The 24,324-nt window shown below is 59.2% G+C and carries 23 protein-coding genes and 1 pseudogene; 6 read left to right on the top strand and 18 right to left on the bottom strand.

What is annotated here, in order from left to right; all coding sequences use genetic code 11:
• Positions 1-24 precede the first annotated feature (24 nt).
• On the bottom strand, positions 25-498 hold the full coding sequence (locus tag AAFN47_RS06095; protein ID WP_499808309.1) for a hypothetical protein: 474 nt from the start codon (positions 496-498) through the stop codon (positions 25-27).
• Positions 499-598: 100 nt separating this feature from the next.
• Here AAFN47_RS06095 and cysK point away from each other — a divergent pair, with 100 nt between their 5' ends.
• Entirely contained in the window at positions 599-1,588 is a 990-nt protein-coding gene (gene cysK / locus AAFN47_RS06090) for a cysteine synthase A (protein WP_499808308.1), read from the top strand.
• Positions 1,589-2,300: 712 nt separating this feature from the next.
• Here cysK and AAFN47_RS06085 read toward each other — a convergent pair.
• The 3 genes from AAFN47_RS06085 to gatC all read right to left on the bottom strand — a co-directional run bounded on the left by AAFN47_RS06085 (position 2,301) and on the right by gatC (position 5,032).
• The gene (locus AAFN47_RS06085) at positions 2,301-3,017 is read right to left on the bottom strand and encodes a carbonic anhydrase (protein WP_499808307.1); all 717 of its coding nucleotides are present in this window, start codon (positions 3,015-3,017) and stop codon (positions 2,301-2,303) included.
• A gap of 197 nt (positions 3,018-3,214) precedes the next feature.
• Positions 3,215-4,699 (bottom strand): Asp-tRNA(Asn)/Glu-tRNA(Gln) amidotransferase subunit GatA, encoded by a 1,485-nt coding sequence (gatA, locus tag AAFN47_RS06080; RefSeq protein ID WP_499808306.1) that lies wholly within the window; start codon positions 4,697-4,699, stop codon positions 3,215-3,217.
• A 45-nt stretch (positions 4,700-4,744) separates the two neighbouring features.
• On the bottom strand, positions 4,745-5,032 hold the full coding sequence (gene gatC, locus AAFN47_RS06075) for an Asp-tRNA(Asn)/Glu-tRNA(Gln) amidotransferase subunit GatC (protein WP_499808305.1): 288 nt from the start codon (positions 5,030-5,032) through the stop codon (positions 4,745-4,747).
• A 583-nt stretch (positions 5,033-5,615) separates the two neighbouring features.
• Between gatC and AAFN47_RS06070 the strand changes: the two genes are divergently transcribed.
• Positions 5,616-6,734 (top strand): ImmA/IrrE family metallo-endopeptidase, encoded by a 1,119-nt coding sequence (locus tag AAFN47_RS06070; RefSeq protein ID WP_499808304.1) that lies wholly within the window; start codon positions 5,616-5,618, stop codon positions 6,732-6,734.
• On the opposite strand, the gene AAFN47_RS06065 is transcribed toward AAFN47_RS06070, so the two are convergent.
• The 3 genes from AAFN47_RS06065 to AAFN47_RS06055 all read right to left on the bottom strand — a co-directional run bounded on the left by AAFN47_RS06065 (position 6,719) and on the right by AAFN47_RS06055 (position 9,909).
• Entirely contained in the window at positions 6,719-7,657 is a 939-nt protein-coding gene (locus AAFN47_RS06065; protein ID WP_499808303.1) for an alpha-glutamyl/putrescinyl thymine pyrophosphorylase clade 3 protein, read from the bottom strand. The genes AAFN47_RS06070 and AAFN47_RS06065 overlap by 16 nt on opposite strands.
• Positions 7,654-8,751 carry a thymidylate synthase gene (locus AAFN47_RS06060; RefSeq protein ID WP_499808302.1) on the bottom strand — a complete coding sequence of 366 codons (1,098 nt, stop codon included), beginning with the start codon at positions 8,749-8,751 and terminating at the stop codon, positions 7,654-7,656. Before AAFN47_RS06060 ends, AAFN47_RS06065 begins: the two co-directional genes overlap by 4 nt.
• Positions 8,752-8,826: 75 nt before the next feature.
• Complete coding sequence (locus AAFN47_RS06055) at positions 8,827-9,909, bottom strand: Shedu anti-phage system protein SduA domain-containing protein (protein ID WP_499808301.1); 1,083 nt, start codon at positions 9,907-9,909, stop codon at positions 8,827-8,829.
• A 357-nt stretch (positions 9,910-10,266) separates the two neighbouring features.
• Between AAFN47_RS06055 and AAFN47_RS06050 the strand changes: the two genes are divergently transcribed.
• Positions 10,267-10,389 carry a hypothetical protein gene (locus AAFN47_RS06050; protein WP_499808300.1) on the top strand — a complete coding sequence of 41 codons (123 nt, stop codon included), beginning with the start codon at positions 10,267-10,269 and terminating at the stop codon, positions 10,387-10,389.
• Positions 10,390-10,470: 81 nt separating this feature from the next.
• Here the strand turns inward: AAFN47_RS06050 and AAFN47_RS06045 are convergent, their stop codons facing one another.
• The gene (locus AAFN47_RS06045; protein ID WP_499808299.1) at positions 10,471-11,013 is read right to left on the bottom strand and encodes a hypothetical protein; all 543 of its coding nucleotides are present in this window, start codon (positions 11,011-11,013) and stop codon (positions 10,471-10,473) included.
• Between the two features lie 331 nt (positions 11,014-11,344).
• Between AAFN47_RS06045 and AAFN47_RS06040 the strand changes: the two genes are divergently transcribed.
• Positions 11,345-13,102 carry an adenylate/guanylate cyclase domain-containing protein gene (locus AAFN47_RS06040; RefSeq protein ID WP_499808298.1) on the top strand — a complete coding sequence of 586 codons (1,758 nt, stop codon included), beginning with the start codon at positions 11,345-11,347 and terminating at the stop codon, positions 13,100-13,102.
• Between the two features lie 128 nt (positions 13,103-13,230).
• Here AAFN47_RS06040 and AAFN47_RS06035 read toward each other — a convergent pair whose 3' ends face one another.
• The 6 genes from AAFN47_RS06035 to AAFN47_RS06010 form a co-directional block, all read right to left on the bottom strand.
• On the bottom strand, positions 13,231-14,052 hold the full coding sequence (locus AAFN47_RS06035) for an MBL fold metallo-hydrolase (RefSeq protein WP_499808297.1): 822 nt from the start codon (positions 14,050-14,052) through the stop codon (positions 13,231-13,233).
• A 67-nt stretch (positions 14,053-14,119) separates the two neighbouring features.
• Positions 14,120-14,830 carry a response regulator gene (locus AAFN47_RS06030; RefSeq protein WP_499808296.1) on the bottom strand — a complete coding sequence of 237 codons (711 nt, stop codon included), beginning with the start codon at positions 14,828-14,830 and terminating at the stop codon, positions 14,120-14,122.
• A complete protein-coding gene (locus tag AAFN47_RS06025; RefSeq protein WP_499808295.1) occupies positions 14,827-17,271 on the bottom strand; it encodes an ATP-binding protein in 2,445 nt (814 codons plus the stop codon). Before AAFN47_RS06025 ends, AAFN47_RS06030 begins: the two co-directional genes overlap by 4 nt.
• A 214-nt stretch (positions 17,272-17,485) precedes the next feature.
• Entirely contained in the window at positions 17,486-17,812 is a 327-nt protein-coding gene (locus tag AAFN47_RS06020) for a hypothetical protein (RefSeq protein WP_499808294.1), read from the bottom strand.
• A gap of 177 nt (positions 17,813-17,989) precedes the next feature.
• Positions 17,990-18,406, bottom strand: coding sequence for a very short patch repair endonuclease (locus tag AAFN47_RS06015; RefSeq protein ID WP_499808293.1), 417 nt, complete (start codon positions 18,404-18,406; stop codon positions 17,990-17,992).
• Complete coding sequence (locus tag AAFN47_RS06010) at positions 18,403-19,569, bottom strand: DNA cytosine methyltransferase (protein WP_499808292.1); 1,167 nt, start codon at positions 19,567-19,569, stop codon at positions 18,403-18,405. Before AAFN47_RS06010 ends, AAFN47_RS06015 begins: the two co-directional genes overlap by 4 nt.
• Before the next feature lie 138 nt (positions 19,570-19,707).
• Between AAFN47_RS06010 and AAFN47_RS06005 the strand changes: the two genes are divergently transcribed.
• The gene (locus tag AAFN47_RS06005) at positions 19,708-20,145 is read left to right on the top strand and encodes a VOC family protein (protein ID WP_499808291.1); all 438 of its coding nucleotides are present in this window, start codon (positions 19,708-19,710) and stop codon (positions 20,143-20,145) included.
• A gap of 46 nt (positions 20,146-20,191) precedes the next feature.
• Positions 20,192-20,788, top strand: a complete 597-nt coding sequence (locus AAFN47_RS06000; protein WP_499808290.1) for a DUF922 domain-containing protein — start codon at positions 20,192-20,194, stop codon at positions 20,786-20,788.
• Positions 20,789-20,969: 181 nt separating this feature from the next.
• Here AAFN47_RS06000 and AAFN47_RS05995 read toward each other — a convergent pair whose 3' ends face one another.
• From AAFN47_RS05995 to AAFN47_RS05980, 4 genes and pseudogenes are all read right to left on the bottom strand, one after another.
• Entirely contained in the window at positions 20,970-22,331 is a 1,362-nt protein-coding gene (locus AAFN47_RS05995; protein ID WP_499808289.1) for a transposase, read from the bottom strand.
• Between the two features lie 122 nt (positions 22,332-22,453).
• Positions 22,454-22,894 (bottom strand): DUF6841 family protein, encoded by a 441-nt coding sequence (locus tag AAFN47_RS05990; RefSeq protein WP_499808288.1) that lies wholly within the window; start codon positions 22,892-22,894, stop codon positions 22,454-22,456.
• Complete coding sequence (locus AAFN47_RS05985) at positions 22,895-23,098, bottom strand: ParD-like family protein (protein ID WP_119808568.1); 204 nt, start codon at positions 23,096-23,098, stop codon at positions 22,895-22,897.
• 288 nt (positions 23,099-23,386) lie between these two features.
• A pseudogene (locus tag AAFN47_RS05980) lies at positions 23,387-24,260 on the bottom strand (IS630 family transposase); the annotation flags it as partial.
• Positions 24,261-24,324: the final 64 nt, after the last annotated feature.

Genomic DNA, 24,324 nt, shown 5'->3' with positions numbered 1-24,324 from the left:
GACGCGCAAGCGCCCGGAGATTTTTTATGGGTTGATGGCGGAGATCTTCACGCCGTCCGGCCCGCCGGTGAACCAGACCTCGCCGTCGCCGATCATCGCGCCCTGGTCGCGGATGAAGAGCGAACCGTAGGTCGCCTTTTCGATCGCCGCCAGCACCGCCGGCGTGAACACCTTTGAAAAATCGGTCTGCAGGTCCGCCGCGTCGTCGTAGGTCTTTACGAGCTTTCCGGTCTCGTAGAGGCTGAACGGATAGCGGACCATGGCAACGAGCTTCGCCTTGTCGTCGGCCTTCGCCGCCTGTTTCAGATCGGCCAGGAAGGCGCGGGCTTCGGCCGGCGAGTCGACCCCGGCCATGTCCAGCCGCTCGTCGACGCCATCGCAGGGCCCGGCCGGATCGCCGCAATCAGCCCATGCCGGACCGTTGCCAAAAAACAGCGCCGCGACAACAATAAGAAATGAAACACGCATCTTGTACTTTCCTCCGTCAAACAAAGACATTGCCAATACTCCTATCATCATTTGCTCTCTTGGCGACAGCCGAGTGCAAATGTCGCAAAAGCCTGCTAGATTTCCTCAATCGAACATGGAGGAATGCGTGATGGACCAGAAAACCTCTTCAACGCTGAAGCTGGACGATCCCGGCCGCGGCCGGGTGTATGACGGCGTCCTGGAGACGATCGGCAACTCGCCGCTGGTCCGGATAAATAAGCTGACGGCGGAGGCCGGCTGCAAGGCGGACGTGCTCGCCAAGCTCGAATTCTTCAACCCGATGTCGAGCGTCAAGGACCGCATCGGCGTCGCCATGGTGGAGGCGATGGAGGCCGACGGCACGCTGAAGCCCGGCGGGACGGTGGTGGAGCCGACCTCCGGCAACACCGGCATTGCGCTGGCCTTCGTCTGCGCGGCCAAGGGGTATCGCTGTATCCTCACCATGCCCGACAGCTTTTCGATCGAACGGCGCAAGCTGATGAAATTCCTGGGCGCGGAGCTGGTGCTGACGCCGAAGGAAAAGGGCATCAAGGGCGCAATCGACAAGGCGCAGGAGATCATCGACGCGACGCCGGGCGCGGCCATGCCCTGGCAGTTCGGCAACCCGGCGAACCCGGAAATCCACCGCCGCACGACGGCCGAGGAAATCTGGCGCGACACCGACGGCAAGGTTGACGCGGTGGTGCTGGGCGTCGGCACCGGCGGCACGCTGACCGGCGTCGGCGAGGTCTTGAAGGCCCGCAAGCCGGAGGTGAAGATGATCGCCGTGGAGCCGGAAAACAGCCCCGTGCTTTCGGGCGGAACCCACTCGCCGCACATGATCCAGGGCATCGGCGCGGGCTTCGTTCCGCCGATCCTCAACACCGACCTGATCGACGAGGTGATGCTGGTGAGCAACGAGGAGGCGATGACCACCGCGCGCAAGCTGGCGGCCGAGGAAGGCATCGCCGGCGGCATCTCCTCGGGCGCGGCGCTGGCCTGCGCGATGCGGCTGGCCGCCCGCGACGACATGGCCGGCAAGACGGTGGTGACGGTCCTCGCCAGCAGTTCGGAACGCTATATCTCCACGGCTCTGTTTGATGGGTATGGGGAGGAATAGGTAATCATTACCGCTCATTAGAGCGACAACTTAAACGATTCTCGCAACATGATTCAGCTCTGCGTCGCATCTGGGTTTGTTTCGGGAATTGGCTGTTTCGCGTGTTTGGGTTCGTTTCGGGAATCCGGATTTCTGGCCTTCGCTGCTTCACCTTCCGCCACGCGGACGCGTGGCGACTGGATTCCGGCTCAAGGCCGGAATGAGGGTGGTTGGGCTTGTTTCACAATCTGGCTTTGTTTCGGGAATTCGGCTTTTCGAGGCTTTGGCTTTGTTTCGGGAATTCGCCATTTCGCGTGTTTGGGTTCGTTTCGGGAATCTGGATTATGGGCGTTCGCTGCTTCATCTTCCGCCACGCAGACGCGTGGCTGCTGGATGCCGGATCAAGTCCGGCAGGAGGGGTGGTGGAGAGGTTGTTTCACGATCTGGCTTTGTTTCGGGATTCTGGAATTTGCACCGTCTGGCTTTGTTTCGGGAATCCGCGTTTTCACATCTCGGACGCCCGGTTGCGCGGATTTCACGGCTCTTCTTATAGCACAGAATGCGCTGGAACGCAGCAGAAATGTTCGCGTTATGTTCTTGCGCCCTTACCCTCAGGAAATGATGTCACGCCATGCAGTGGCGTGGCCGTTATGGGCGGTGGTGGGGCGGGCAAGAAAAAGGCCGGCGCAGCGGGGATCGCAGACGCCGGCCTTTTCGTGTCTTCGGCTGTCGCCTAGAGGAACTTCACCTCGCCGGTGGCGATCTCGTAGACGGCGGCGACGGAGCTTATCTTTCCGGCGGCGTGCATTTCCGACAGGATCGGATCGGCTTCCGCCGCGAATTGAGCGTTGAGCTCGGCGTTGCGGGCGGTGGCGGCCTCCAGCAGGTTTTCCGGATTTTCGGCCATCACGTCGTAGACGGCGGGCCGGATGGCGTTGACCAGGCTCGGCAGATGGCCCGGCGGCAGCACCCTGTCCTTGATGGAATCGATCGTGGCGTAGACCGCGCCGCAATTTTCATGGCCGAGAACGACGATCGTCTTGACGCCAAGAACGGCGGCGCCGAATTCCAGGCTCGCAAGCCCGTTTTCACTGATGAAATTGCCGGCTACCCGCACGACAAAGAGATCGCCCGGCCCCTGATCGAATACAAGCTCGGGCACCACCCGGGAATCGGCACAGGCGACGATCGCGGCGAAGGGCGCCTGCCCTTCCGCCCGGCTCGACCGGCCGGCGGAATGATCTGCATTGCGCGGCGTGTTGGCGACATAGCGCGCGTTGCCTTCTTTCAGCCGTTGCAGCGCCTCTTCGGGCGTGGCCGGCGGCGCATCGCTGGTCTGGGCAATGGCGGGAGACGCGGAAACCGCCGCCGCCGCCGCCACGGACAGAGCGAGACCGCCGCCCAGCAGACCGCGGCGACTGATAGTTTCCTTAGGGTGATCCTGACACATATTTAACCTCTCCATTGTGCGACCGGGCAATATGCGATTTTAGTGTAGAAGACCCGGTTCACAGGCCGACTTTACGTATGCTCCAAGAGCAACGGCTTTCAAGCAGAGGCACTATAGGCTTCGCAATTCTGGCGCGCTATCGCTAATTGCTTCGACCCGCAAGATAGTTAACCAGCTATACTTCGAAAGAACCGGGATCAACTCCACCACTTTTCAGGCGTGAAGCGGCCGGCGGCCTGCTCGATAACATGGCCCGTGCGGAACAGGGTTTTCTCGTCGAAGGGCTTGCCGATGAGCTGAAGGCCGAGCGGCAGGCCCTGCCCGTCCAAGCCGGCGGGCACCGCAATGCCCGGCAGGCCGGCCATGTTGACGGTGACGGTGAAGATGTCGTTGAGATACATCCTGACCGGATCGGCGGCCATGTCCTGATCGGCGACGCCAAAGGCGGCGGAGGGCGTCGCGGGCGTGAGGATCGCGTCGACGCCATCATGAAACACGGTCTCGAAATCGCGCTTGATCAGGGTGCGCACCTTCTGGGCGCGCAGGTAATAGGCGTCGTAATAGCCGGCCGACAGCACATAGGTGCCGATCATGACGCGGCGCTTGACCTCCGGCCCGAAGCCGGCGGCGCGGGTCTTTTCGTACATCTCGATGATGTTTTTACCCTCTTCGCGCAGGCCGTAGCGCACGCCGTCGTAGCGCGCGAGGTTGGACGAGGCTTCCGCCGGCGCGACGATGTAATAGGCCGGCAGCGCATATTTCGTGTGCGGCAGGGTGATGTCGACGATCTCGGCGCCGGCGTCGCGCAGCCATTCCACGCCCTTATGCCAGAGATCCTCGATCTCCTGCGGCATGCCTTCGACGCGATATTCCTTCGGGATGCCGATCTTCATGCCCTTGATGGACTGGCCGATGCTGGCCTCGTAATCCGGCACCGGGATATCGGCCGAGGTGGTGTCCTTAGCGTCGACCGAGGCCATGGATTTCAGCATGATGGCGGCGTCGCGCACGTCGCGCGTGATCGGGCCCGCCTGGTCGAGCGAGGAGGCGAACGCCACGACGCCCCAGCGCGAGCAGCGGCCATAGGTGGGCTTGACGCCGACAGTGCCGGTGAAAGCCGCCGGCTGGCGGATGGAGCCGCCGGTGTCCGTGGCCGTGGCGCCGGCGCACAAGTGCGCGGCGACAGAAGCGGCCGAGCCGCCGGACGAGCCGCCCGGCACCAGCGCCTTGTTGTCGCCCTTGCGCCGCCAGGGGTTTGTCACCGGCCCGTAATACGACGTCTCGTTGGAAGAGCCCATGGCGAACTCGTCCATGTTGAGCTTGCCGAGCATGACGGCGCCGTCGGCGAAGAGGTTCGCCGTGACGGTCGATTCATAGCGCGGCTTGAAACCGTCGAGGATATGGCTGCAGGCCTGGGTGTGGACGCCTTCGGTGCCGAACAGATCCTTGATGCCGAGCGGGATGCCCTCCAGCGCGCCGCCCTCACCCCTGGCCAGCCGCTCGTCGGACGCGGCCGCCTGTTTGCGCGCGATCTCCGGCGTGACGGCCACATAGGCGTTGAGCTGCGAATTGGCCGCTTCAATGGCCGCGAGATAGGCGTCTGTGAGCTCTGTTGACGTGATGTCGCGGCTGCGCAGCTTTTCGCGCGCTTCGGCGATGGTGAGGCTTGTGAGTTCGGTCATTTTATTATCGTTTGTCGGTGTGAGCGGGAGCGGAACGGCGGGCTGCTATTCGACGACCTTGGGCACGAGGAAGAAATTCTCGTCGCTGAGCGGCGCGTTGGCGACGATATCGGCGGCCTTGTCGCCGTCGGTCACCACATCCTGGCGCTTTTTCATCTGCATGGGCGTGACCGAGGTCATCGGCTCGACGCCGTCGATATCGACCTCGTTGAGCTGCTCCACGAAGCCGAGAATCGCATTGAGCTCGCCTTCCATTTTCGCCGCCTCCTCATCGGTGACGGCAATGCGGGCGAGATGGGCGACACGCTTGACGGTGGCAAGATCGACGGACATCGGGATCGGCTCCGGGTGATCGGTGATTGATGCTGCTGGCTATAGCGGCCGGGATGCGCGAGGGCAAGTGTGGTGGTGGTGGGGTAGAAAAGAGCGTTTGCTTACGATCAATGTTCGTGAGGAAAGAAAATCCCATTTGTAATGGCCGGCGAAGAGTGCCCTTTCCTAATTGTTTGTCTGTTCTGTTATTATTATCCTCGATTGATTCGGCTTCGTGCCCGGAGTGAAACGAATTTGCCTGACGGTAGGATGCAGAGTCCTTGGAACCGACGTTTTCGAGCAAATTAATGAGGGACTTGGCAACGGAACCCACGCAAGCTTACCATAATCTCGGAATTGAAAGCGGCCAGGCTTTCATCGGTTTGGTGGCAGACTTCAGAGCTGCTCTATTTGCGGCTGAGGTGCCAGGTGGTCCAAGATCATTTAGAAGACACGGAGAGAACTTTGAACTTAGTTGGTTTGTCTCTACAATTTGCACATTGCAAACAGTGATAGCAGCATCCGGCGACGGCGACGACGCGTGGAAAGACGCATATAGAATCCACCTGAAGGCTATTATTCTTAACGGGGAGGTGTTGGCTTAATGTTTGAACCAAACTGGGCTTCCCCTCCAGGGGACACGATCTCTCGGCTTGCGGCAGCCGATAATGTTCCGATACACGAATTAGCTGAGCGCATGGGCTTCGAAGAAGATGTGTTTGCTGGGATAATGGAAGGGCGTGTCCAAATTAACGATGAAATCGCGGATGCACTCTCAGCGGAACTCGGTGCGTCGCGAAAGTTTTGGAGTGAACGCTACAACCAATTTCTCATGGACAAAGAAAGGGTTGATGGTGCAGCGCTCGCAAGGTTGCCTTCTAACTGGGGTAAGTTGTTCCCAGTTCGAGCGATGCGCGATCTCGGCTGGCTCCCAAAGGAATCGCGAGGCGAACAGTTGAATGAGGATATCCTGCGATTTTTTGGATGTACTAGTTTAGGCAGTTGGAATGAACGATACTCTGCAGGGATCGGCCAAGTTGCTTTTCGAACATCATTTTCGTTTGAGACCGATGAAATGGCGACTTTGGCTTGGTTGCGTGTCGGCGAGGTGCAAAGCGAGAACCTACCACTTGCGAGATTTTCTGCGCACGACTTTAATAAACACCTGCCTCAGCTGAAAAAACTTTGTGCCTATAAGCGTCCTGACACCTTCTTTCCCAAACTACAGCGAGCCTGTGCAAACTATGGCGTTGGTCTGGTGAGTTCGAAAACCCCGAAGGGTTGCCGAGCAAGCGGTGCTACTTGGACGAACAAAAAGGGCAACCCGATCATCATGCTAAGTTTTCGCCATCTTAGCGAAGACCATTTTTGGTTCACCTTTTTTCATGAAGCGGGACACATTCTTCTACACGGCACCGACCACATTTCGGTAGATGGAAGCGATCCATCACCACTGGGTGGATCAAAATACGAGGAAGAAGCTGATATTTTTGCGCAAAACACCCTTGTCCCGGCAGCTTTACGGGACGAGATGTTAAATGCCGTGCCGACACGTCTACATTCCCGCCGGATTGCGCGTAGAGCCGGCGTTACGCCAGGTATTATTGTTGGGCAGCTTCAAAAATTTGGGGTGTTGCAACCTCACCGATTCAATGACTTGAAGCGCCGCTATAAATGGAATAGCGACACCAAGTTACCTATCCTTTCTCAACCGCGAAAATAAACGTAGACATTTGGGCTTTTCTGCCAATTGCACAGGCTGTCTTCAATCACCTGCTTCCCCACATCAAGAATCTCGTCCAGAGCATCAACGCGAGGCTCCAAAGCTTTACCCGTGATGTTGTGATTCCGATCACCAAAGAACAATAGCCTTGCTCCATCGAGTGGCCCTGATGCTTTATCTAAATACACACTACCGGGTAGGATCGGTGCAATTTGAAGCTTTCCAAGCATAGTAAGAAAATCAAAACGGCCTAGGCGTCCCCCACCGAAGCGGGAAACACTTTTCATTGATTTGTAAAGCTCATCGAAAGTAGCTTGTGGCTCTTGCCCGACTTTCTTGTGCGTTGCGAGCAGCCTTTCTCGAAAGCCTCCAAACTCCATCTGCCATTCATGAAAAGTGCGAAATGTCTTTGCTATCGCTTGTGGCTTTTTACTTTCAAACTTCCGATGGTTTGAAAATCGACCGGATACATTGACCATAGCTAGATTGTTTTGGTTTTCAGCAAGCATGTTCTCGAACGTAGCTGCATTGGCGCTATATTCAGCGAAAGTCCAAGTAGGTCCTGCACCAAATGATCCATAGACGTTCTCGGCAAGCTTCCATTCGTCAACCGCATGCTTGCCGAAGTGGGTCAAGATGAACGTAAGCCAAACCGCGTCGTCCAATTGCCTATTCCGATAGAAGAAAAGAGCTCCTCTTATTGGGTCAAAAATGCCGGAGAACGGTATGCACCTGGACGGATCCACCTCTCGCCCAAGCAAGGTGTCCGTGTAGGAAATTCTGCGAAGGCTAGACACGATCTGTTGTGCCCAGCAATGTATTCTTTGATCAGCTATTATACCCGGAAGAGGCCCAAACCTTAGCTGTATCTCTCCAATTTTCTCAACAAACTCATCTACTCTATCTTTGTGTATACCTCTCATCGTTCACCCCCTCTATTGGCATACTCGAAAAGGTCTCGAACAGTAGCTTGTTTCCGTTCAAGCCTGCCTAGTATGTATATTCTGTAAACTGGAGATATTCCGCGCATCAAATGCACAACTCTCCTCAACTCCGGTATATCTTCTTTCAAAGCATTGTCGCGATTTTTCATCTCTTCAAAAATTTTATGAATCCTGAATATCTCAATGAAGTCGCACCAGTAGGGGTCCAAGTTGGTTGGTGGAGAATAATCGACATTTCCTGTACGAATTTCTTTCTCGGCGACCTTTACTTTTTCAATGCTTGACCAAGGATCGCCAGAAGGCATTTTGGGCATTGGCGAGAAATCGTGAAGCCCTTCATCAAAGTAGATTTTAGCACCAGACATAGATTTGTTCGCAGGACGATCCTGTGTTGCTTCCCAGTCATGGTACAGATGTAAGCTTGTCACAGAATGAGTATATCGGCCTAATCCAAAACCTAGTTCACGAGCGGCAATCTCTTGCAGCATTGTAAAAGTGAAGACGTCATGTGGAAGACCAAAGAACGCATCGTTTGAGCGCATATGGGTATGCATCAATAACTGCCCGTTCCTGACCGCAAATTGAATCGTACATGTGCATGGCTTATCCCCGTTTTCAGGATTTGCGTCGGAGTTGTCGTAAATCTGAATTAGAGCGTTTCTTGAACCCTCCCGCTCTCGCAAAGTATGTATCACTCTGTCCCATTCACTTTTACCCTCACTCTTTGCCTGCGCATTGATTCCAAAGATTCTCGGTCCATAGGCACCATTGGCTTTGACCTCATCTTTAATCAGCTTCGGGTAGTTCGGGATATAGTGTTTGATGAACTCAACGCGATCACTTCCGGAGAGATACCAGAACAACTCGCCAAGTGGGCTGAAGGCTTTAGACTTCGAAAAAGACCGACTAAGCCGAGCTCGAGGATTCTTCAGTTCTAGAAGAGCGCTGAAAATTTCAGTGCTTTTACCTTTGCCAGACTCAACCTGAAAATTTCCTCGCCCTGTGAGCAATTGCTTGAATACGGTCCGCAGAAGGTCATCTAAACTCTCTTCACTTGCATGGAACACTTTCATTCAACCTCTTCTTTTGGTTGAATCTCTGTACTCCAAATTATATTTTCAAGTGAAAGTTGAGGATATCTCTGCAATTCAAGTCATACGCTGCACGCTTACAATAACACCGTGTTCGGTAACGTTTTGGGAAACCCTTTGAGCGCGTTCCAGTAGCCAATCAAACCCCACCACCCTAAATCGATGACGATTGCCATTAAGTGACGCAAGAGCAATCTTATTGTCATCAGACAATGTGCTTTCCAAACCTACAACGACCAAACAATCTGGGTCAGAAAAGCCAGGAAATACAGTTTTTGCATTTCCAACGTGTTTTAACATATAGTTCCTATAATCAATAGCTTGGTGTTCAGCGTGGGTAACGGCTGCCGAAGGGTGTCCGGCTTTTGTTATCAGGCTTTTTCCTGGGCATTCGATCTCCACAATAAGATAGCTGCCGTCAGAACGTTTAACCACAAAGTCTGGTTTTTTTGAGCCGAACAGGTTTGGTTGCGGCCAGACTTCAATCGCCATCGGGTCTAAAAGTTGCGGGTTGGCTTCGAAGAAATTTTGGAATGAAGGCTCATCATCCGCATTGGCAACAATGAGCTTCTGAAAATCGTTTAGTACGGAATCTCCAATAGCCAGCCATCTACTTGATGCCGCCCGAATGAGTTCAACTGCAGCTCCATCTTTTCTGAACTGCTGTTGTTGAAGCGCGCCACCAATCAGGCCAGCAACATCATCAGTAGCCTCGATGGATAGTACTAAGTCAACCAGTGTTCTTCTCGCAGACACTTGAATCGCAGGTGGTAGCCTACCGCAATCAGTAACCTGCGCCCAGACTTCAGAGGATGCACTATTGAATTGGATAGGACTCTCTCCTGCCGCCAAAGCAGAGAGAATTTCGAATACAAGTCTCCGATTGGAAAAGTTATCATCCTCAAGGAAGACGCGCTTCATTTCAGCTATTCCAGCATCTCCCCATGCCAGAAGCGCCAAGCCTGCTGGTTGCTTGAACTCCCACTTGAACGTATGGCCGCCGTAGTTGTTAGAAAATAAGTTTCGAACATGATCTCGAGCGGTTAACCCACGGTCTTGAATGCAAACGCTCAGAAACTCGTGAAGCACACTCAAGTTCATACTCGAAGAATAGAATTTCTTGATCGCTTCTTCTAACAATCTGTTTTCTCCCTGCTCTATTGCTGAACAGAGCATTGGCAATGCTAACGTGACCAGGGCATCAGTGGAACAGCAATTTTGTGCAATACTTGCTCACTAGATTGTACTTGTTTAGATCAGCACTATAGCGCTTTCTGCAGTTCGCTTGAATGATAGTATTGCGGTTATGTCAGCGATCGCATACGCGACTGCGCTGATCATCATGGAGCGACGCGGATCTTCACGACAGTAATATCGTCTGCGCCATCACGGCGGATATCTCGGGTCCAAAGCCCGAATGGATAACCTCTAGTTTGCGCACACCGCAAAGGCGGTTGCCGTAGCGCGCCGCCGTATGGATTCCGGCTCGGAGCCGGAATGAGGGAGAGAGGGAAATGGGCGCTAGCGGATCAGGGCGTTGCAGCGGGCGGTTTGCGCAGCTTCTTCTCCTTGCGCGCCGCCGACGCGGCGCTGCTGGATTGCGGGTCGAGCCCGCAATGAGGGATTGGGGGAAAGGTTTCCGCATAGTCAACCACGTCTCATGCCGATCTGCGAACCGTTATCGAAGGGCAGTGCCGTGCGTCATTGCCCCAGAAGGAACCGGTGGTTCTGGTCGACCGCGAACCAGGCGGATGCGTCAAACGGCTTCGGGTCTTCTTTTTCCGCGATCACGAAGTGGAAGGACGGATTGTCGAGTTTCGGCAAACCGGTGAGTTCAAGAGTCATGGCATGCGCCGTGCAGGTGATAACAGGTGTGTCTTCGGTAAAACCCAGGATCGGAAATCGAAGGTCGAGGGCTTCGCCGTCTTCCGTGCCGATCATCACCAGATTTGCGCCATCCGCCCATTTCTCGGCGACGAGATGCTGTCCGGGGTTGAGATCACCTTGTAAGGGGCTTTCGAGCGTCAGGCCGAAGGACAGGCGTTCGATCTCCACGGAGCCGTCGATCACCAGCAGGATCGCCGTGCATGTGCGCACGCTCATACCGGGTGGCAGTTTCGGTTTGAACGGAACGACCTTCAGGGAAACAGCCTCCTCGGCAAGATCAGGCGATATGAGCTGCGCTGAAGCAGCGACGCGGCCCAGTTGCGTTTCGACGGTTGTCTGCATGAAGATTTCTGTCATGCGCAACTCATCTCCTTCCTTCCGGGATGTGCCGCCGTATGGATCCCGGGTCAAGCCCGGGATGCGGGAGAGAGGGGAATGGTCGCGGGCGGATCAGGGCGTAGTAGCGGGCGGTTTGCGCAGCCTCTCCTTCTTGCGCGCCGCCGAAGCGGCGCTGCTGGATTGCGGGTCGAGCCCGCAATGAGGGAGAGAGGGAATTGGGTACGCGGCGGCGGCGGCGTGCGGCGCCGTGGTGAGGATATCTTCTCCGCGCGCCCGGCTTTCATCTCCTCTTGCGAGGCGAAACGCTGTAAGGTCCGCCGCGACGCACCATCACGCCCCGAGGACACCCATGGCCGCGCCCGCAGACACAAGACGACTGGCAGCCATTCTGGCCGCGGATGTGGTGGGTTACTCCCGCATGATGCGCGATGACGAGTCCGGCACGCTGTCGGCGCTGAAGCGGCACCGGCGGGAGATCTTCGACCCGGCGGTGGAAGCGCATCGCGGCAGGATCGTGAAACTGATGGGCGACGGCGCGCTGGTGGAGTTCGCAAGCGCTGTCGACGCCGTGAACTGCGCGGTCGCCGTGCAGCGCATGACGCATGAGGCGGCCGCCGACGGCCCCGGCCTGACGCTGCGGATCGGCGTCAACATAGGCGACGTCATCATAGACGGCGACGACATCTACGGCGACGGGGTGAATATCGCCGCGCGCCTGGAAGCCGTGGCCGAGCCCGGCGGCGTGTGCGTGTCGTCGATCGTCAACGACAGCGTGGGCGCGCGGGCCGACATTGTCTTCACGGACGGCGGCGACGTGACGGTGAAGAATATCGATCAACCGATCAGGATATGGAAATGGCGCCCGGCTGACGACGCGCCGCCGCCCCGCGCGGCGCCCGACGAACAGCCGCGCCGGGCCGAGAAGGCGTCGATCGCCGTGCTCGCCTTCGACAACCTGTCCGGCGACCCCGAACAGGAGTATTTTTCCGACGGCATGACCGAGGACATCATCACCGACCTGTCGAAGATCGGCGGCCTGCTGGTGATCGCCCGCAACTCGAGTTTCGCCTACAAGGGCAAGACGCCGGACATCCGGGTGGTCGGCCGCGAGCTGGGCGTGGCGCATGTGCTGGAAGGCTCCGTCCGCCGGGCCGGCGCCCGCCTGCGCATCACCGCGCAGCTGATCGACGCCGGCGACGGCGCGCATGTGTGGGCGGAGCGCTACGACCGCGAGCTGACCGACATCTTCGCCGTTCAGGACGACGTGACGCGGCGCATCGTGGACGCGCTGAAGGTGAAGCTGACGCCGGCGGAAGACGGCCGCATCGGCCAGGCTCCGACCCGCAACATCGAGGCGCACGACCTGTTTCTGCGCGGCCGGGAAGCGCTCCTGAGCAGCGCCAACACCCGCGACATGTTCGACGTGGCGCTGCAGTCTTTCCACCGGGCGATCGAACTCGACCCGGACTACGCCGAGCCCTATGCGGGTCTCGCGCACGCCTACAACCGCGACTTCCAGAACAACTGGCTGGGGCGGGACGACAGCATGGCGCTGTCGCAACGCTATTGCGGCATGGCGCTGGAAAAGGATCCGGACCTTCCCTACGCCCATTACGTGGCCGGCCTGAACCATTTCTGGGCGGGGGACATGGCGGCGTCGGCCGCGTCGATCGAGCGGGCGCTTTCGCTCAATCCGAACTTCGCGCCGGCGATCGGCATGCGGGCGCTCGACAAGATCTACCGCGGCAGGCCGCTCGAGGGCGTGCCGGACCTGAAGCTGGCGCTGCGCCTCGAACCGATCATGGGGCACCAGTTCCGGCATTTCATCGGCACCGCCTATCTGATGGCGGGCGACTATGACAATGCGGTCGCGAGCTTCAAGGAGCGCATCACGGCCTCGCCAAACACGGATCTGAGCCGCGGATTGATGATCGCGGCGCTCGGAATGCTCGGCCGCGCGGACGAGGCGCGGCAGGTCCGCGAGGATCTGCGGAAGATCAATCCCGCCTATTCCTTCACCGCCCATATTGGACGCCTGCCGTTCGAAAATCCGGCGGACAGGGAAAGGATCAGGGAAGGATACGCCCGGGCGGGGCTTGAAGACTGAGCGGCGCCGGCTTTTTCCGACCTGACATTCCCGACGCGCGTCAGCATTTCCGTTCCCCGAATGTCAGTTGCCGCTGACAGGATCGCAGATGTCGGAGGCGTTGTCAGTATCGCCCGGCGGACGTCGCCTCAGATCAGGTCGTCGTGCGCGCCGGTGATCCAGTCGATATGGCGCCTGGCCGAGGCGCGCACCGCGGCGTCCGCGCCCTCCTCCACCGCCGTCGCGACATTGGAATAAAGCCGGTCGTAGGCGAAGCGATCGATCCGCTGCAGGATCGTCTCCACCGCCTTGACCGACAGCGGAATGCGGTTTGGAAAGCTGCGCATGAAGGAGACGGTCTTGCCGTCCGGGTTCGCCATGATGGAATCGCCCGCGAGCAGCACGCCTTTTCCGCCGGCGCCGGCCGCGACGTGGACGACCGCGCTGCCCGGGAAATGCCCGCCGACGCGCGCGAGCGTGACGCCGGGCAGCAGTTCGACGTCGTCCTCCCAGAATTCGATCACAGGATCGGGCCGCGCCAGCCATTCGCGGTCGAGGCTTGCGACCAGCACGGCCGCGTCACCCAGAGCGCGGCTCCAGGCGACCTGCGCGCCGAACATGTGCGGGTGGCTGGCGGCGATGAAGCGCACGCCGCCGAGCGCCTGGATGCGGCTCACCGCGGCCTCGTCGAGAAAGCCGATGGGCTCCCACAACAGGTTGCCTTCCGGCGTCACCGCCAGAAGCGCGCGATGGCCGATGGCGATGGACGGCGCCGTGGAGATTTCAAAGAGGTTTTCCTCGACCTCCCGGATCTGCGTGCACACGCCTTCCGCCGCCAGCTCCGCATGCGTCGCCCAGGCCTGGCCGCCGCGCGGCACATATTGCCGCTCGTCCAGGCAGATGTCACAGACGACGGCGGACAGAGGATGCTCGACGCCGCAGGCGCGGCAAATCTTGAAATCGTCAGGCATGGGAGATCTCCTGTTTGGGTGGGGCTTTTAGCAGATTCGGGTGGAGGCGCGGCGCCGCGACAGTCGCTCAGTCGAAGATGTAGCCGATGCCCCTGATGGTGCGGATATATTCCGGCTTGGCCGGGTTCTTTTCCACTTTTTTTCGAATGCGGGAAATGCGCAAGTCGATCGACCGGTCGAAAGGCTCCCATCCCTTGTCATGCGCCTGTTCCAGCAGCTGATCCCGGTTGAGGATGCGGCCGCGATTGGAGGCGAAGACCCGCAGCAGGCTGAACTCCATGGCCGTGAGCGCGATCTCGTCGCCGCCGGAACCGTAGAGCTTCGCTGCGTCGAGATCGAGGCGGCAATCGCCGAACGGCACCGTGCCGGTCATGATGTCGCGGCGTTTGGCGGCTTCCTCATTGACGACCTGGCGGCGCAGGGTGGCCTTGATGCGCGCCTCCAACTCGCGCAGATCCACGGGCTTGCCGACATAGTCGTCCGCGCCCAATTCGAGGCCGACCACGCGGTCGACGACGTCGGCAGCGGCGGTGAGCATGATGACCGGGACGGTCGATTCCCTGCGCAGCGTGCGCAGGGCCGTTAGCCCGTCCTCGCCAGGCATGTTGATGTCCAGCACGATGAGGTCCGCGGGGTCTTTCTTCATGGCCTCGTGCAGGCAGGAGGCGTCTTGCGCCTCCGTGACTCGGTAGCCGCGGTCGGACAGATATTCGCCGACCATCTCCCGCAGGTGGATTTCGTCGTCGCAGACAAGAATGTGGAACGGCGTGGAACTCATGACGAGACGTCTCTGTTGGCTTTGCAGATATCCATGATCAGGGACTGCAGATCTTCCGGAACGACCGGTTTTTCAAGGAAGGGAACATTGGCGCGGGCCAGGAAATCCGCCACGTCCGGGCTCAGCATGTCACCGGTGACGAAGGCGAGCCGGCCGGCATAGGCGGGAAACGACGTTTTCAGCCTTTCCAGAAACGCCTCGCCGCCGAGCCCGGGCATCCGGATGTCGCTGACAATGACGTCGAAGGTCTTGCGTTCGAGCAGTTGAAGGGCGGATTCGACGTCGTTTCTGGCGACGACTTCGCATCCGCGTTCCTCGAGAAGATCGACCAGCATGTCGGTGACGTTGATCTCGTCGTCCACCACCAGAACCCTGCACGCGTCGCGCGCCTTTTCGCGAATGTCGACCGACAGCGATCGATAGCCGGTCCGCTGCGCGGATTCAGGCAGCCGCACGATGAAGCGCGCGCCTTTCGAGAGAGAGGATTTCAGGGACAACCGCCCGCCATAGGTCGCGATGATGCGGTGACAGAATGCCAGACCGATCCCGGTGCCCTCGCCCGCTTCCTTGGTCGTGAAGAACGGCTCGAAGATGCGCGACTGGAGTTCTTTGGGGACACCCGGCCCGTTGTCTATGACCTCGGCCACGACCCGGTCCAGCCTGTCGTCGAAATAGGTTCTCAGCGTCAGCACGCCGTCCTTCTTCTTGCCGGCGAGCGCGTGCCCGGCGTTGGAGATGAGATTGGTGAAGACCTGGATGAGCTGGTCCTCGTCGGCGTCGACCAGCGGCAGGGTCGCGTCCAGGTCGAAGACGATGCGGGCGCCCTTGGAGCGCACGGAAATGGCGGCGCCATCGGCGGCCGCCTCGACGATGTCGTTGAGAGACAGGGGCTGCGGATTGACGGGCCTCTGCCGGGCCATCGCCAGAAACACCTTCACGATGCGGGCGCAGCGTTCGGCCGCCTGTCCGATCCGGTCGATCCGCTCCCGGTGCACGGGATTCTCAACCTTTTCCTTCAGCATGAGAGAGTAGCCGACCACCACGGACAGCGGATTGTTCAGCTCATGGGCGACGCCTGCGAGGAGTTCGCCAAGGGCTGAAAGCTTCTCGTTCTGATGGGCGATCTCCCGCTGGTGGCGAAGTTCTTCCTGCAGGTTCAGGAAATCCGTGACGTCGCGGGTCGAGGAGACGATCACGTCCTCACCCTTGTAGACCGTCATGCGCGCGGACGTCAGGCCGTCCATGACCGCGCCGTCGCCCTGGCGCAGCTTGACGGGATAGTCGTCCACCGCGCCCGTCGGCAGCAGCCTGTCGAGGTATTTCAGTCGGTCTTCCGGGTTGAGAAAGTACGAATGCGTCGAATCCACTTCTCCGAAGCGGGCCTTCATGGCTTGCGAGGAGTAGATGATTTTTCCGTCGTCCAGACGCGACACCATGAAATTGACGGGACATGTCTCCACGATCAGCCTGAGAAGCGCATCCGATTCCTGCTGTGCGTTTTCCGCCTGGCGCTGCCCGGTGATGTCCCTGAACGTGAGAAGGTAGCCGCCCTGATCGGTGCGGTGAGACGATCCGAGCAGGAGACGCCCGTTGGCCGTGGTGATTTCCGAATTCTTCGCAAGGCCGCGCACGTCCTCCTCGGCAAACCGCGCCCAGTCCTCTTTTGCAAGCATGGGAGGCATGACGAGCAATCCCGTAACGGCAAAATATTCGCACAGTTCATAGAACGTCTTGCCGAGCTCGAACCGGCCCTCACCCTGGAAGAACATCTCGTTCGCTCGTCCGTTGAAAAGTTCGAGCTTCAGATCGGAATCATAAAGCATGATCCCCTCGTCCAGCGCCTCAAGCGCATCCTGGAAACGGGCGATGTTCTGCTCCAGTCGCTCGCTTATCTCGTAAAAGGCGCCCAGGTCCGTGGAGCTCGTCACGCTGATGTTTTCATCGCCATGTTCGATCAGCCGGCCCGACAACTGAGCGGGAAACTCCGCCCCGTCAAAACCGCGCCCTCTGAACAGCATCTTGTCGACCCGGCCCGTTGTCTGCATTTCCTCGACGAATTTGCGCCGTTCGTCCTGGTCGATCCAGTGCTCGCGCGTACGATCCCTGCGGCCGAAAACAGCTTCGGTCGAGGCGGACCGGAAAATGATTTCGCCGTCGTCCAGTCTTGATATGAGGAGATTTGCGGGAAAGGACTCGACGACTTTTCTCAGCAAGGCGTCATCCAACCCGACCGCGCCGGACGGAGCATCCGCTTCGCGCGCCAGCCGGCTCCGGCCTCCCGCGATGAATGCGTCACGCCACTTCTCGAAAGCGCTTTTCGAAAGCCCGGCCTCTTTGCATAGTCGATCGGCGCTTTCGGGAGAACGCAGACCCTCAAGCACAAGTTGGGTCTTTTCGTCGGCCGAAAGGAAGTTGTCCCGATCGTGCAGCTTCGCGGACAATGGATGGCTCCCTTCATCTCCGACGTCCGCAGGCGCTACGCCGCGGCGCATTCCATAATGCATTGCAAGCATATCTGTTCGGTATCGCCAAATGTATCAATTGTATCAGGCCGGCGCATCCCCGCGCTTGCAAACGGGCTTCGCCGGCGAACCGGATGTGTTCCGGCCGCCGGCAGTATGCGCCTTGTCATTGCTTTCAGCCACGGATAATCTGTTAGCCGGTGACGTATTTGCAGGGCCGCGCGCGGGCGACGCAGATCGTCTGTCCGCCTCCAGCAGGTGTACAGTTGACCTGCTTGCCCTTGGCAATATCCCATACCGACCATGGCAGGCCGTACTCACTCTTGATTTTGCCCTGCCAGCTCTTCTTGGCAATCATCTGGGCGACAGTCACCTGGGGATGATTGCCTGCGCCGGTCTGGTAGTGGTGACTGTTCTTGCACTCATAGGCCGAAGCCGGGGCGGCGCCCAGCGCCGTTACGGCGATGGCGGCTACGGCGAATAAGCCGGCGACGCCGGCGCTGCGTGTCAAGTTACTCATTGTCAGGTTTCCTTTCCAATCAGGATTTAGCGGAGTGTCCGACCACCTCGGCCGGCTGTTTCCTATGGAGGGAAATCTGACTGGGGCATGTATGGGTATGATGTCGCCGAATGTCTCAATTGTTTCGGATCCGCCGAAGGTCGGAAACAATCGAAACACTGTCCGAGCCTGGCCCTATTACCCCAGAAACGCCTTCAGCTTCACCTCCAGCGCGGCGCGTTTGGCTTTCGGGGTTTCGCATTCCCAGACGGTGAGCACGCGCCAGCCGGCGTCGGCGAGCGCCTGCGCGTTGCGGGCGTCGCGGGCTGTGTTGCGGGCGATCTTGGCGCGCCAGTAGTCGGCGTTGGTCTTGGGCGCGCGCGCGCCGCGCGGGCAATCGTGGCCGTGCCAGAAGCAGCCATGCACGAACACCACCTTGCGGCGACCGGGGAAGACGAGATCAGGAGCGCCGGGCAGATCGCGCCTGTGGAGGCGGTAACGGTAGCCCAGCGCATGGACGAGCCGGCGCACGACCATTTCCGGCGCGGTGTCGCGGGACTTGACGGCGCGCATGACGGCGCTGCGCGCGGGATCCGTGGTCTGCGCCGTTTTCACGCGGCTTCAACGGCGCCGGGCATGCGGCGCTTGAGGATCGGCTCGAAGAGATGCTGCGCCAGATGCCGCACCACGGGGGCTGCAACGCCGTCGCCGGTGAGGTGATAGGCCGCGTTGTAGTTTTGCGGCAGCTGGTAAGTCTCGTCGAGCCCCATGAGGCGCGCGGTCTCACGCGCGGAAATCAGACGCGAGCGGATGCGATCGCCGTCGACCACCAGAATGAGCTGGCGCGACGAGCCGCCGGCCGGCGTGCGCAGGCAACCCGCCAGATCATCGAAACGCACCTCGGCGCGCTGGCGCTTTTCGCCGTTCTCGACGCGGGTGCGCCGGTAGACCGCGCCGACCATGCGCCGCCCTGCCCGCCGTGCGGCGTCCACCTTTGCGCGGTTTGACGGCGACATCTGGCCGAGGATCTTCGTCGTTTCGGACGGGTCGTGCCAGCGCACGCTTTGCGGATCGTCTTCAATGAGATCGGCAAAGACGGTGTTGCGGCGCGGAGGCGCAGGCAGGTTCCACCACAGCCAGCGTGCCCGGGCAGTCGCGCCGATACGGGCGTGCGCCGTCTGCAGGGCGCGGGTGTGGAACGGCTCCATGGGGCTTGCCGAGAGAGACGTCACCTCCAGCGGGATATCATCGCGAACGCCGACGACGAACAGACGCGGTCGGGACTGCGGCACGAAAAGCGCTGCGTCGATGATCAAAGCGCCGTAGCGATAGCCGTTGTCGGCAAAAGCCCGGCAAATGGCTTCGAAATCCGCGCCGCCATGGCTGGTAAGCGCGCCGGTGACGTTTTCGAGCGCGATAATGCGCGGCGCGCGGCCTTCCGTCGCCAGCCGTTTCACGATGTCCCAGAACGGATAGAACGCGCCAGAGCGCGCGCCGCCGAGACCGGCGCCGCCGCCGGCAAGCGACAGATCCTGGCAGGGAAAGGACGCCCAGGCGAGATCGGCGACGCCCGGCAACCGGTTCGTTTCGACGGCGCGGATGTCGATGACCTCAAGCACGGACGGCGCGACGCTTTCCCAGTTGGCGCGGTAGGCCGCCGCCTTCCTGGCGTCGAAATCATTGGCGAAGAGACACTGCCAGCCTTCGCCCAGACCCGCGCGGACCATGCCGCCGCCGGCGAAAAATTCGTAGAAGGTGGGCCTTTCGGCGTCGGTCACTCCGGTGCTCCGTGCCTTGTTGGATATGGGAAAGTGAGGATTCGCCCGAACTCTACCACTGTTGCGCCGGATTGACAGGGGCGGCCCAAACGTTGGAATTGCGCGGCGAATGCTGACAACACGCGGGGGTAACGCGCCATGGCGCTCAAACGAATAGACAATACGGGCATCGTCGTCGAAGACCTCGAAGAGTCGATCGACTTTTTCACCGAGTTGGGCCTCGAACTCGAAGGACGCGGCGTAGTCGAAGGCGAATGGGCCGGACGGGTGACCGGATTGTCCGGCCAGCGCGTGGAGATCGCCATGATGCGTGCGCCGGACGGTCAAGGCCGGCTGGAACTGTGCCGCTACATCACGCCGATCGCCGTCGATGATCATCGAAACGCTCCGGTAAACGCTCTGGGCTATCTGCGCGTAATGTTCACCGTTGACGATATCGACGCAACGCTTGAGAAACTCGAAAAACGCGGCGCTGCGCCGGTCGGCGATGTCGTTCGCTATGAAAACGCCTACCGGCTCTGCTATATACGCGGGCCAGGCGGGCTTCTGATCGGGCTTGCCGAGGAACTCGAATAAGGCGGGCAACGCGACATTGAGACATGGCGCCAGCAAGGAAACGGATATGATGCGTCTTTTTGCGCTCGCCGCAGCGCTTTTGGTTCTCGCCGCGCCGTCGCTCGCCGGCGAGGTGAAGCCGAAATTCGTGGAGAAGGCCTATGCGGTTTCGGGCGCGACCGGCATTGCGCTCTACCAGTCGATGGGCTCGAACGGACCGCTGTTGCGCGGCGGCGCGTCGAGCGCGATCGCCAAGACCGATTTCGATCTCAAGTGGGGACGCGACTATGTGCGCAACGGAAACGACTGCGTGCTTGAAGCCGCGCGCTCGTTCCTGACGATCACATACACCCTGCCGAAGCCGTCGCAGAAACTGCCGGCGGACGTGGCCGCGCGCTGGCGCGTCTTCATCGACGGCATACGCGCGCACGAGGCCGTTCACGGCCAATACGTGGCCGAGATGGCGCAGGAGATCTACGACACGACTGTCGGTTTCCGCCAGCCGAACGATCCAAACTGCAAGGCGATCCGTCAGGCGATCCAGACGCCGCTCAAAGCCGCTTTCATCCGCTACAAAACGCGAAACCGCGCCTTCGAGGAGGCTGAAATGGCCAACGGCGGCAATATCCAGCAGCTCATCCTCGCGCTCGTCAACGGGCCTTGATGAGAACGCCTACCCCGGCTTGCGGGCGTGGGTGACGAAGAAGCAGAAATTCATCAGCCAGGCCTGCCCGCTGTCGAGCAGGCGATCGACCTCGTCGCCGTCGGCTTGCGACAGATACCGTTGAAAAACTGGGATGACTGACGGTCGTTCAACAGGGTTCACATTTGCCTGTTTTTGGTTTTCAGGCCGGGTTTGGTACGAGCTTCGCAAGTTTGCGGAGATTTTGGACTGTCGCTGCCATGATGAACTCGTCTTTCGCGCCGTTTGGTCCCCTGAGACGCAGGCGGTCGAACCTGAGGATGCGTTTGAGGTGGGCAAACAGCATTTCCACCTTCTTGCGGGCATAGCTGGCTGTCACATAGGCATCGGTTTTGGTGATGTCGCGCGCCATGTTGCGCGCGCCTTCATGGATTGATCGCAGGATTTTGCGAGCCGGCTCCTTTGGGCAACAGCGCTGCCTTAACGGGCAGACTTCACAGTCTTTCTTGCTGGCGCGGAAGCGCATCAAGCCTTCCTTATCGACACCCAATCGGAGCGTCTTGTATGTGCGCCTGAACTGGACAAGCTGCTTGCCAGCGGGACAGGTATAGCTGTCGCTGTCGTTATCGTACGTGAAGTCATCACGCGAGAATGTGCCGTCGCTGCGTTGCGACTTATCGATGACCGGAATGAAGGGTTCGATGCCTTCTTCCTCGACAAGCCACCCAAGCATGGGCGCTGAGCCATAGGCCGTGTCGGCGACAAGCTTCTCGGGATACAGTCCGAACCGTTCTCTGGTTCGCGGGATCATCTCCCTGGTGATCTCGACTTCCGCTTGCCTGATCGGAGCCGTCGCATCCACATCCACAATGACGGCGTTGTCCAGATCGACCAGATAGTTGGTGGAATAGGCAAGGAAGGGCCTGTCGCCATTGGCTCCGGTATAGCGGGCTGCCGGATCAGCCGGAGAGATGGACTTGGGCTGCACCGGGGTTGCGCCACCGAAGGCCGCATCGTCCAGCGTGTCGAGATATTCCTGGGTGGCCCGAGAGACCTGATCAGGCAGGTTCCAGTCGGCCAACTCCACCTTCGTGTAGCGGCTGGCGTAGGCTTTGATGAGCGATGCATCGACGCCGAAGTCATCGCCGCCAACCAGACCCACGGCAATACAGCGCTTCAGAACCGTGTTGAACAGGTGGCGGAACAGGTCGCTCTGACGGAACCGTCCATGCCTGTTCTTGGAAAAGGTCGAATGATCGGGAACGGCATCGTTCAAATCCAGACGGCAAAACCAGCGATAGGCGAGGTTCAAGTGAACCTCATCGCACAAGCGCCGCTCAGACCGGATACCCATGCAGTAGCCGACCAGCAGCATGCGAATCATCAGTTCGGGATCAATCGACGGTCGGCCTGTTGAGCTGTAGTACGGAGCCAGCAACGAGCGAATGCCGGACAAATCCACAAACCGGTCTATCTGGCGCAGCACATGATCAGCTGGCACGTGCCGATCCAGATCGAACTCATAGAAAAGCGCTGCCTGTGCTTCCTTCTTCGGACCCATCATCGCGATCAAGCTCCCAAATCAACGGGAAAACTGAATCAGCAACCAAGCCTGCAATCAAGGCGAGTTTTTCAACGGTATCCGGACTTTGCCGCCGTTCGATTTCAAATTGCGAAGGTCGGCTTCTAGAGCTCCGCCGCGGCGGCGCCCCAGGCGGCCATCTCGTCATCCGCGATTGTCAGCGACACTCGCCATTGGCCGTCTGCCTTGCGTAGGATGTAGACGTGCTCCCAATCGGCGATAGGCGTTCCATCTGAGCTAAGCATTGAGTATGCCATGCGTGCCTGGGCAACGCCCGGGAATAATTCCACTGCGGAAAGCAGTTCACCAGTGGGTTCAGCAACACCATGGTTTCGGTAGAAGTTCAGCAGCGTCACACAGTGATTGCGAAACGCCTCGCGATCCATCGAGAAGTTCCCTGTGGGTGTGGGGAACAAGCCGACCTCGTCCCACAACTCACTTACTGCTGAAGCATCCTCTCGGCGAAAAGCGCTTAGGTAGGCAGAAAAAAACTCTGCAATCTCGCTCTCAAAGGTCGAGTTTTCGTCAGTCGCTTTATCAGTCATTCAAGCGACTTCCACGTCGGTTTCGATGGCAACGGTCTGAAGCTGCATCTTCACAATATCGGTGAATGCGAGTGTCGGATTAGCCTCGGCTAGCATACCGATTTTCATCCAGAACTCAGCCTGAGCATTGATGGATCGGCACATGACAGCGCTCGCGCGCCTAACATCTTCGTGCAGGCCGTCGTCGATTTTCACCAGTCCCATAAGCTTGCCTCGCTTGCTATATACGAAACGTATATGTTTCATATAGCGACTTGTCAATGTTGATTAGATCGTATGACTGCAAGGGTTTCAGGATGTCACCGAATGCCGACCTTCGTAGCCGGTGCAGCATCGGTGACTCTGGGCTCCTTGCTGCCATTCGCTGCGCCGTCCACAAAGGTCAACTAAGGGCCGTGAGTGACGCTTGCCCCGAAAGGCTGAAGGTTTCAAGAAACGCTCGAAGCTGCCCTTAGACGCGCCCCGACTGGCAGCCCAAAATGCACGGCGTGACTATTTGTCGACCACCTCCAGCGCCTGAAAGCCTCGATTGCGGCTGGCAATGATGGCTTCCTGTTCTGCGCGCCAGACAAAGGGCTTTGCCTCGACCTCATTGTGTTCGGCGACGAAGCGGTTGATTGCCGCCTGCAGATCGACGACCGAGTGAAAGACGCCATGCTTAGGCGTCGGCGGGTGAGCTTGGAAAAGAAACCCTCGACGGCGTTCAGCCATGAACTCGATGTCGGCGTGAAGTGGAAGGTCCAGCGTGGATGGCGCTCAAGCCATGCCCGAACCTTCGCGTACTTGTGGGGCGGCGTAGTTGTCCAAGATCACATGGATGTCCTTGCCCGCTGGCGTGTCGCGGATGATGGCATTGAGGAAGCGGAGGAATTCCTGATGCCGGTGGCGCTCCATGTCCTGTCCAATGACTTCGCCGGTCAGGAGATTCAACACCCAGAACAGCGTCGTGGTTCCATGCCGTTTGTAGTCGTGGGTCATGGTTGCGCCGCGGCCCTTCTTCATCGGCATCCCGGGCTGGGTGCGGTCCAGCGCCTGTATCTGGGAATTCTCATCGAAACTGAGCACCACGGCATGTGCGGGGGAGAAACATACAAGCCCACGATGTCACGCAACTTCACGACAAAGGAGGAGCCCTTCGACAGTTTGAAGATACGCCAGAGATGCGGCGAGAACCCATGCGCAGCCCAGATCCGCTGCACAGTGGCGACGCCGACCCCACCACCTTCGCCATCACCCGCGCTGTCCAGTGGGTGGCGTCGTGCGGCGGCGGCGCCTGGGTCAGCCGGACCACCTTGGCAGTCTTGCTGATGGAGATCCGCGCCTTGCCCGGCGGCCGGGTCTTGTCGCTCAGCAGGCCCTCGATCCCCGTACACAAGCCGCAGATTCGCACAAAAGCAATCAGACGGGAATCCCAAATCGGACTCTTCCGT

Source organism: Hoeflea sp. CAU 1731 (assembly GCF_039888615.1).
In the GTDB taxonomy this organism is placed as follows: Bacteria; Pseudomonadota; Alphaproteobacteria; order Rhizobiales; family Rhizobiaceae; genus Flavimaribacter.
The sequence above is the reverse complement of the archived record's forward strand: the minus strand, read 5'-3'. Positions and strand labels throughout refer to the sequence as shown.

Bases quoted from the DNA above. Each gene is read 5' to 3' on its own strand.
- AAFN47_RS06095 (WP_499808309.1), bottom strand. From the start codon at position 498: ATGTCTTTGTTTGACGGAGGAAAGTACAAGATGCGTGTTTCATTTCTT.
- cysK (WP_499808308.1), top strand. From the start codon at position 599: ATGGACCAGAAAACCTCTTCAACGCTGAAGCTGGACGATCCCGGCCGC.
- AAFN47_RS06085 (WP_499808307.1), bottom strand. From the start codon at position 3,017: ATGTGTCAGGATCACCCTAAGGAAACTATCAGTCGCCGCGGTCTGCTG.
- gatA (WP_499808306.1), bottom strand. From the start codon at position 4,699: ATGACCGAACTCACAAGCCTCACCATCGCCGAAGCGCGCGAAAAGCTG.
- gatC (WP_499808305.1), bottom strand. From the start codon at position 5,032: ATGTCCGTCGATCTTGCCACCGTCAAGCGTGTCGCCCATCTCGCCCGC.
- AAFN47_RS06070 (WP_499808304.1), top strand. From the start codon at position 5,616: ATGTTTGAACCAAACTGGGCTTCCCCTCCAGGGGACACGATCTCTCGG.
- AAFN47_RS06065 (WP_499808303.1), bottom strand. From the start codon at position 7,657: ATGAGAGGTATACACAAAGATAGAGTAGATGAGTTTGTTGAGAAAATT.
- AAFN47_RS06060 (WP_499808302.1), bottom strand. From the start codon at position 8,751: ATGAAAGTGTTCCATGCAAGTGAAGAGAGTTTAGATGACCTTCTGCGG.
- AAFN47_RS06050 (WP_499808300.1), top strand. From the start codon at position 10,267: ATGAGGGAGAGAGGGAAATGGGCGCTAGCGGATCAGGGCGTTGCAGCG.
- AAFN47_RS06045 (WP_499808299.1), bottom strand. From the start codon at position 11,013: ATGACAGAAATCTTCATGCAGACAACCGTCGAAACGCAACTGGGCCGC.
- AAFN47_RS06040 (WP_499808298.1), top strand. From the start codon at position 11,345: ATGGCCGCGCCCGCAGACACAAGACGACTGGCAGCCATTCTGGCCGCG.
- AAFN47_RS06035 (WP_499808297.1), bottom strand. From the start codon at position 14,052: ATGCCTGACGATTTCAAGATTTGCCGCGCCTGCGGCGTCGAGCATCCT.
- AAFN47_RS06030 (WP_499808296.1), bottom strand. From the start codon at position 14,830: ATGAGTTCCACGCCGTTCCACATTCTTGTCTGCGACGACGAAATCCAC.
- AAFN47_RS06020 (WP_499808294.1), bottom strand. From the start codon at position 17,812: ATGAGTAACTTGACACGCAGCGCCGGCGTCGCCGGCTTATTCGCCGTA.
- AAFN47_RS06005 (WP_499808291.1), top strand. From the start codon at position 19,708: ATGGCGCTCAAACGAATAGACAATACGGGCATCGTCGTCGAAGACCTC.
- AAFN47_RS06000 (WP_499808290.1), top strand. From the start codon at position 20,192: ATGATGCGTCTTTTTGCGCTCGCCGCAGCGCTTTTGGTTCTCGCCGCG.
- AAFN47_RS05995 (WP_499808289.1), bottom strand. From the start codon at position 22,331: ATGATGGGTCCGAAGAAGGAAGCACAGGCAGCGCTTTTCTATGAGTTC.
- AAFN47_RS05990 (WP_499808288.1), bottom strand. From the start codon at position 22,894: ATGACTGATAAAGCGACTGACGAAAACTCGACCTTTGAGAGCGAGATT.
- AAFN47_RS05985 (WP_119808568.1), bottom strand. From the start codon at position 23,098: ATGGGACTGGTGAAAATCGACGACGGCCTGCACGAAGATGTTAGGCGC.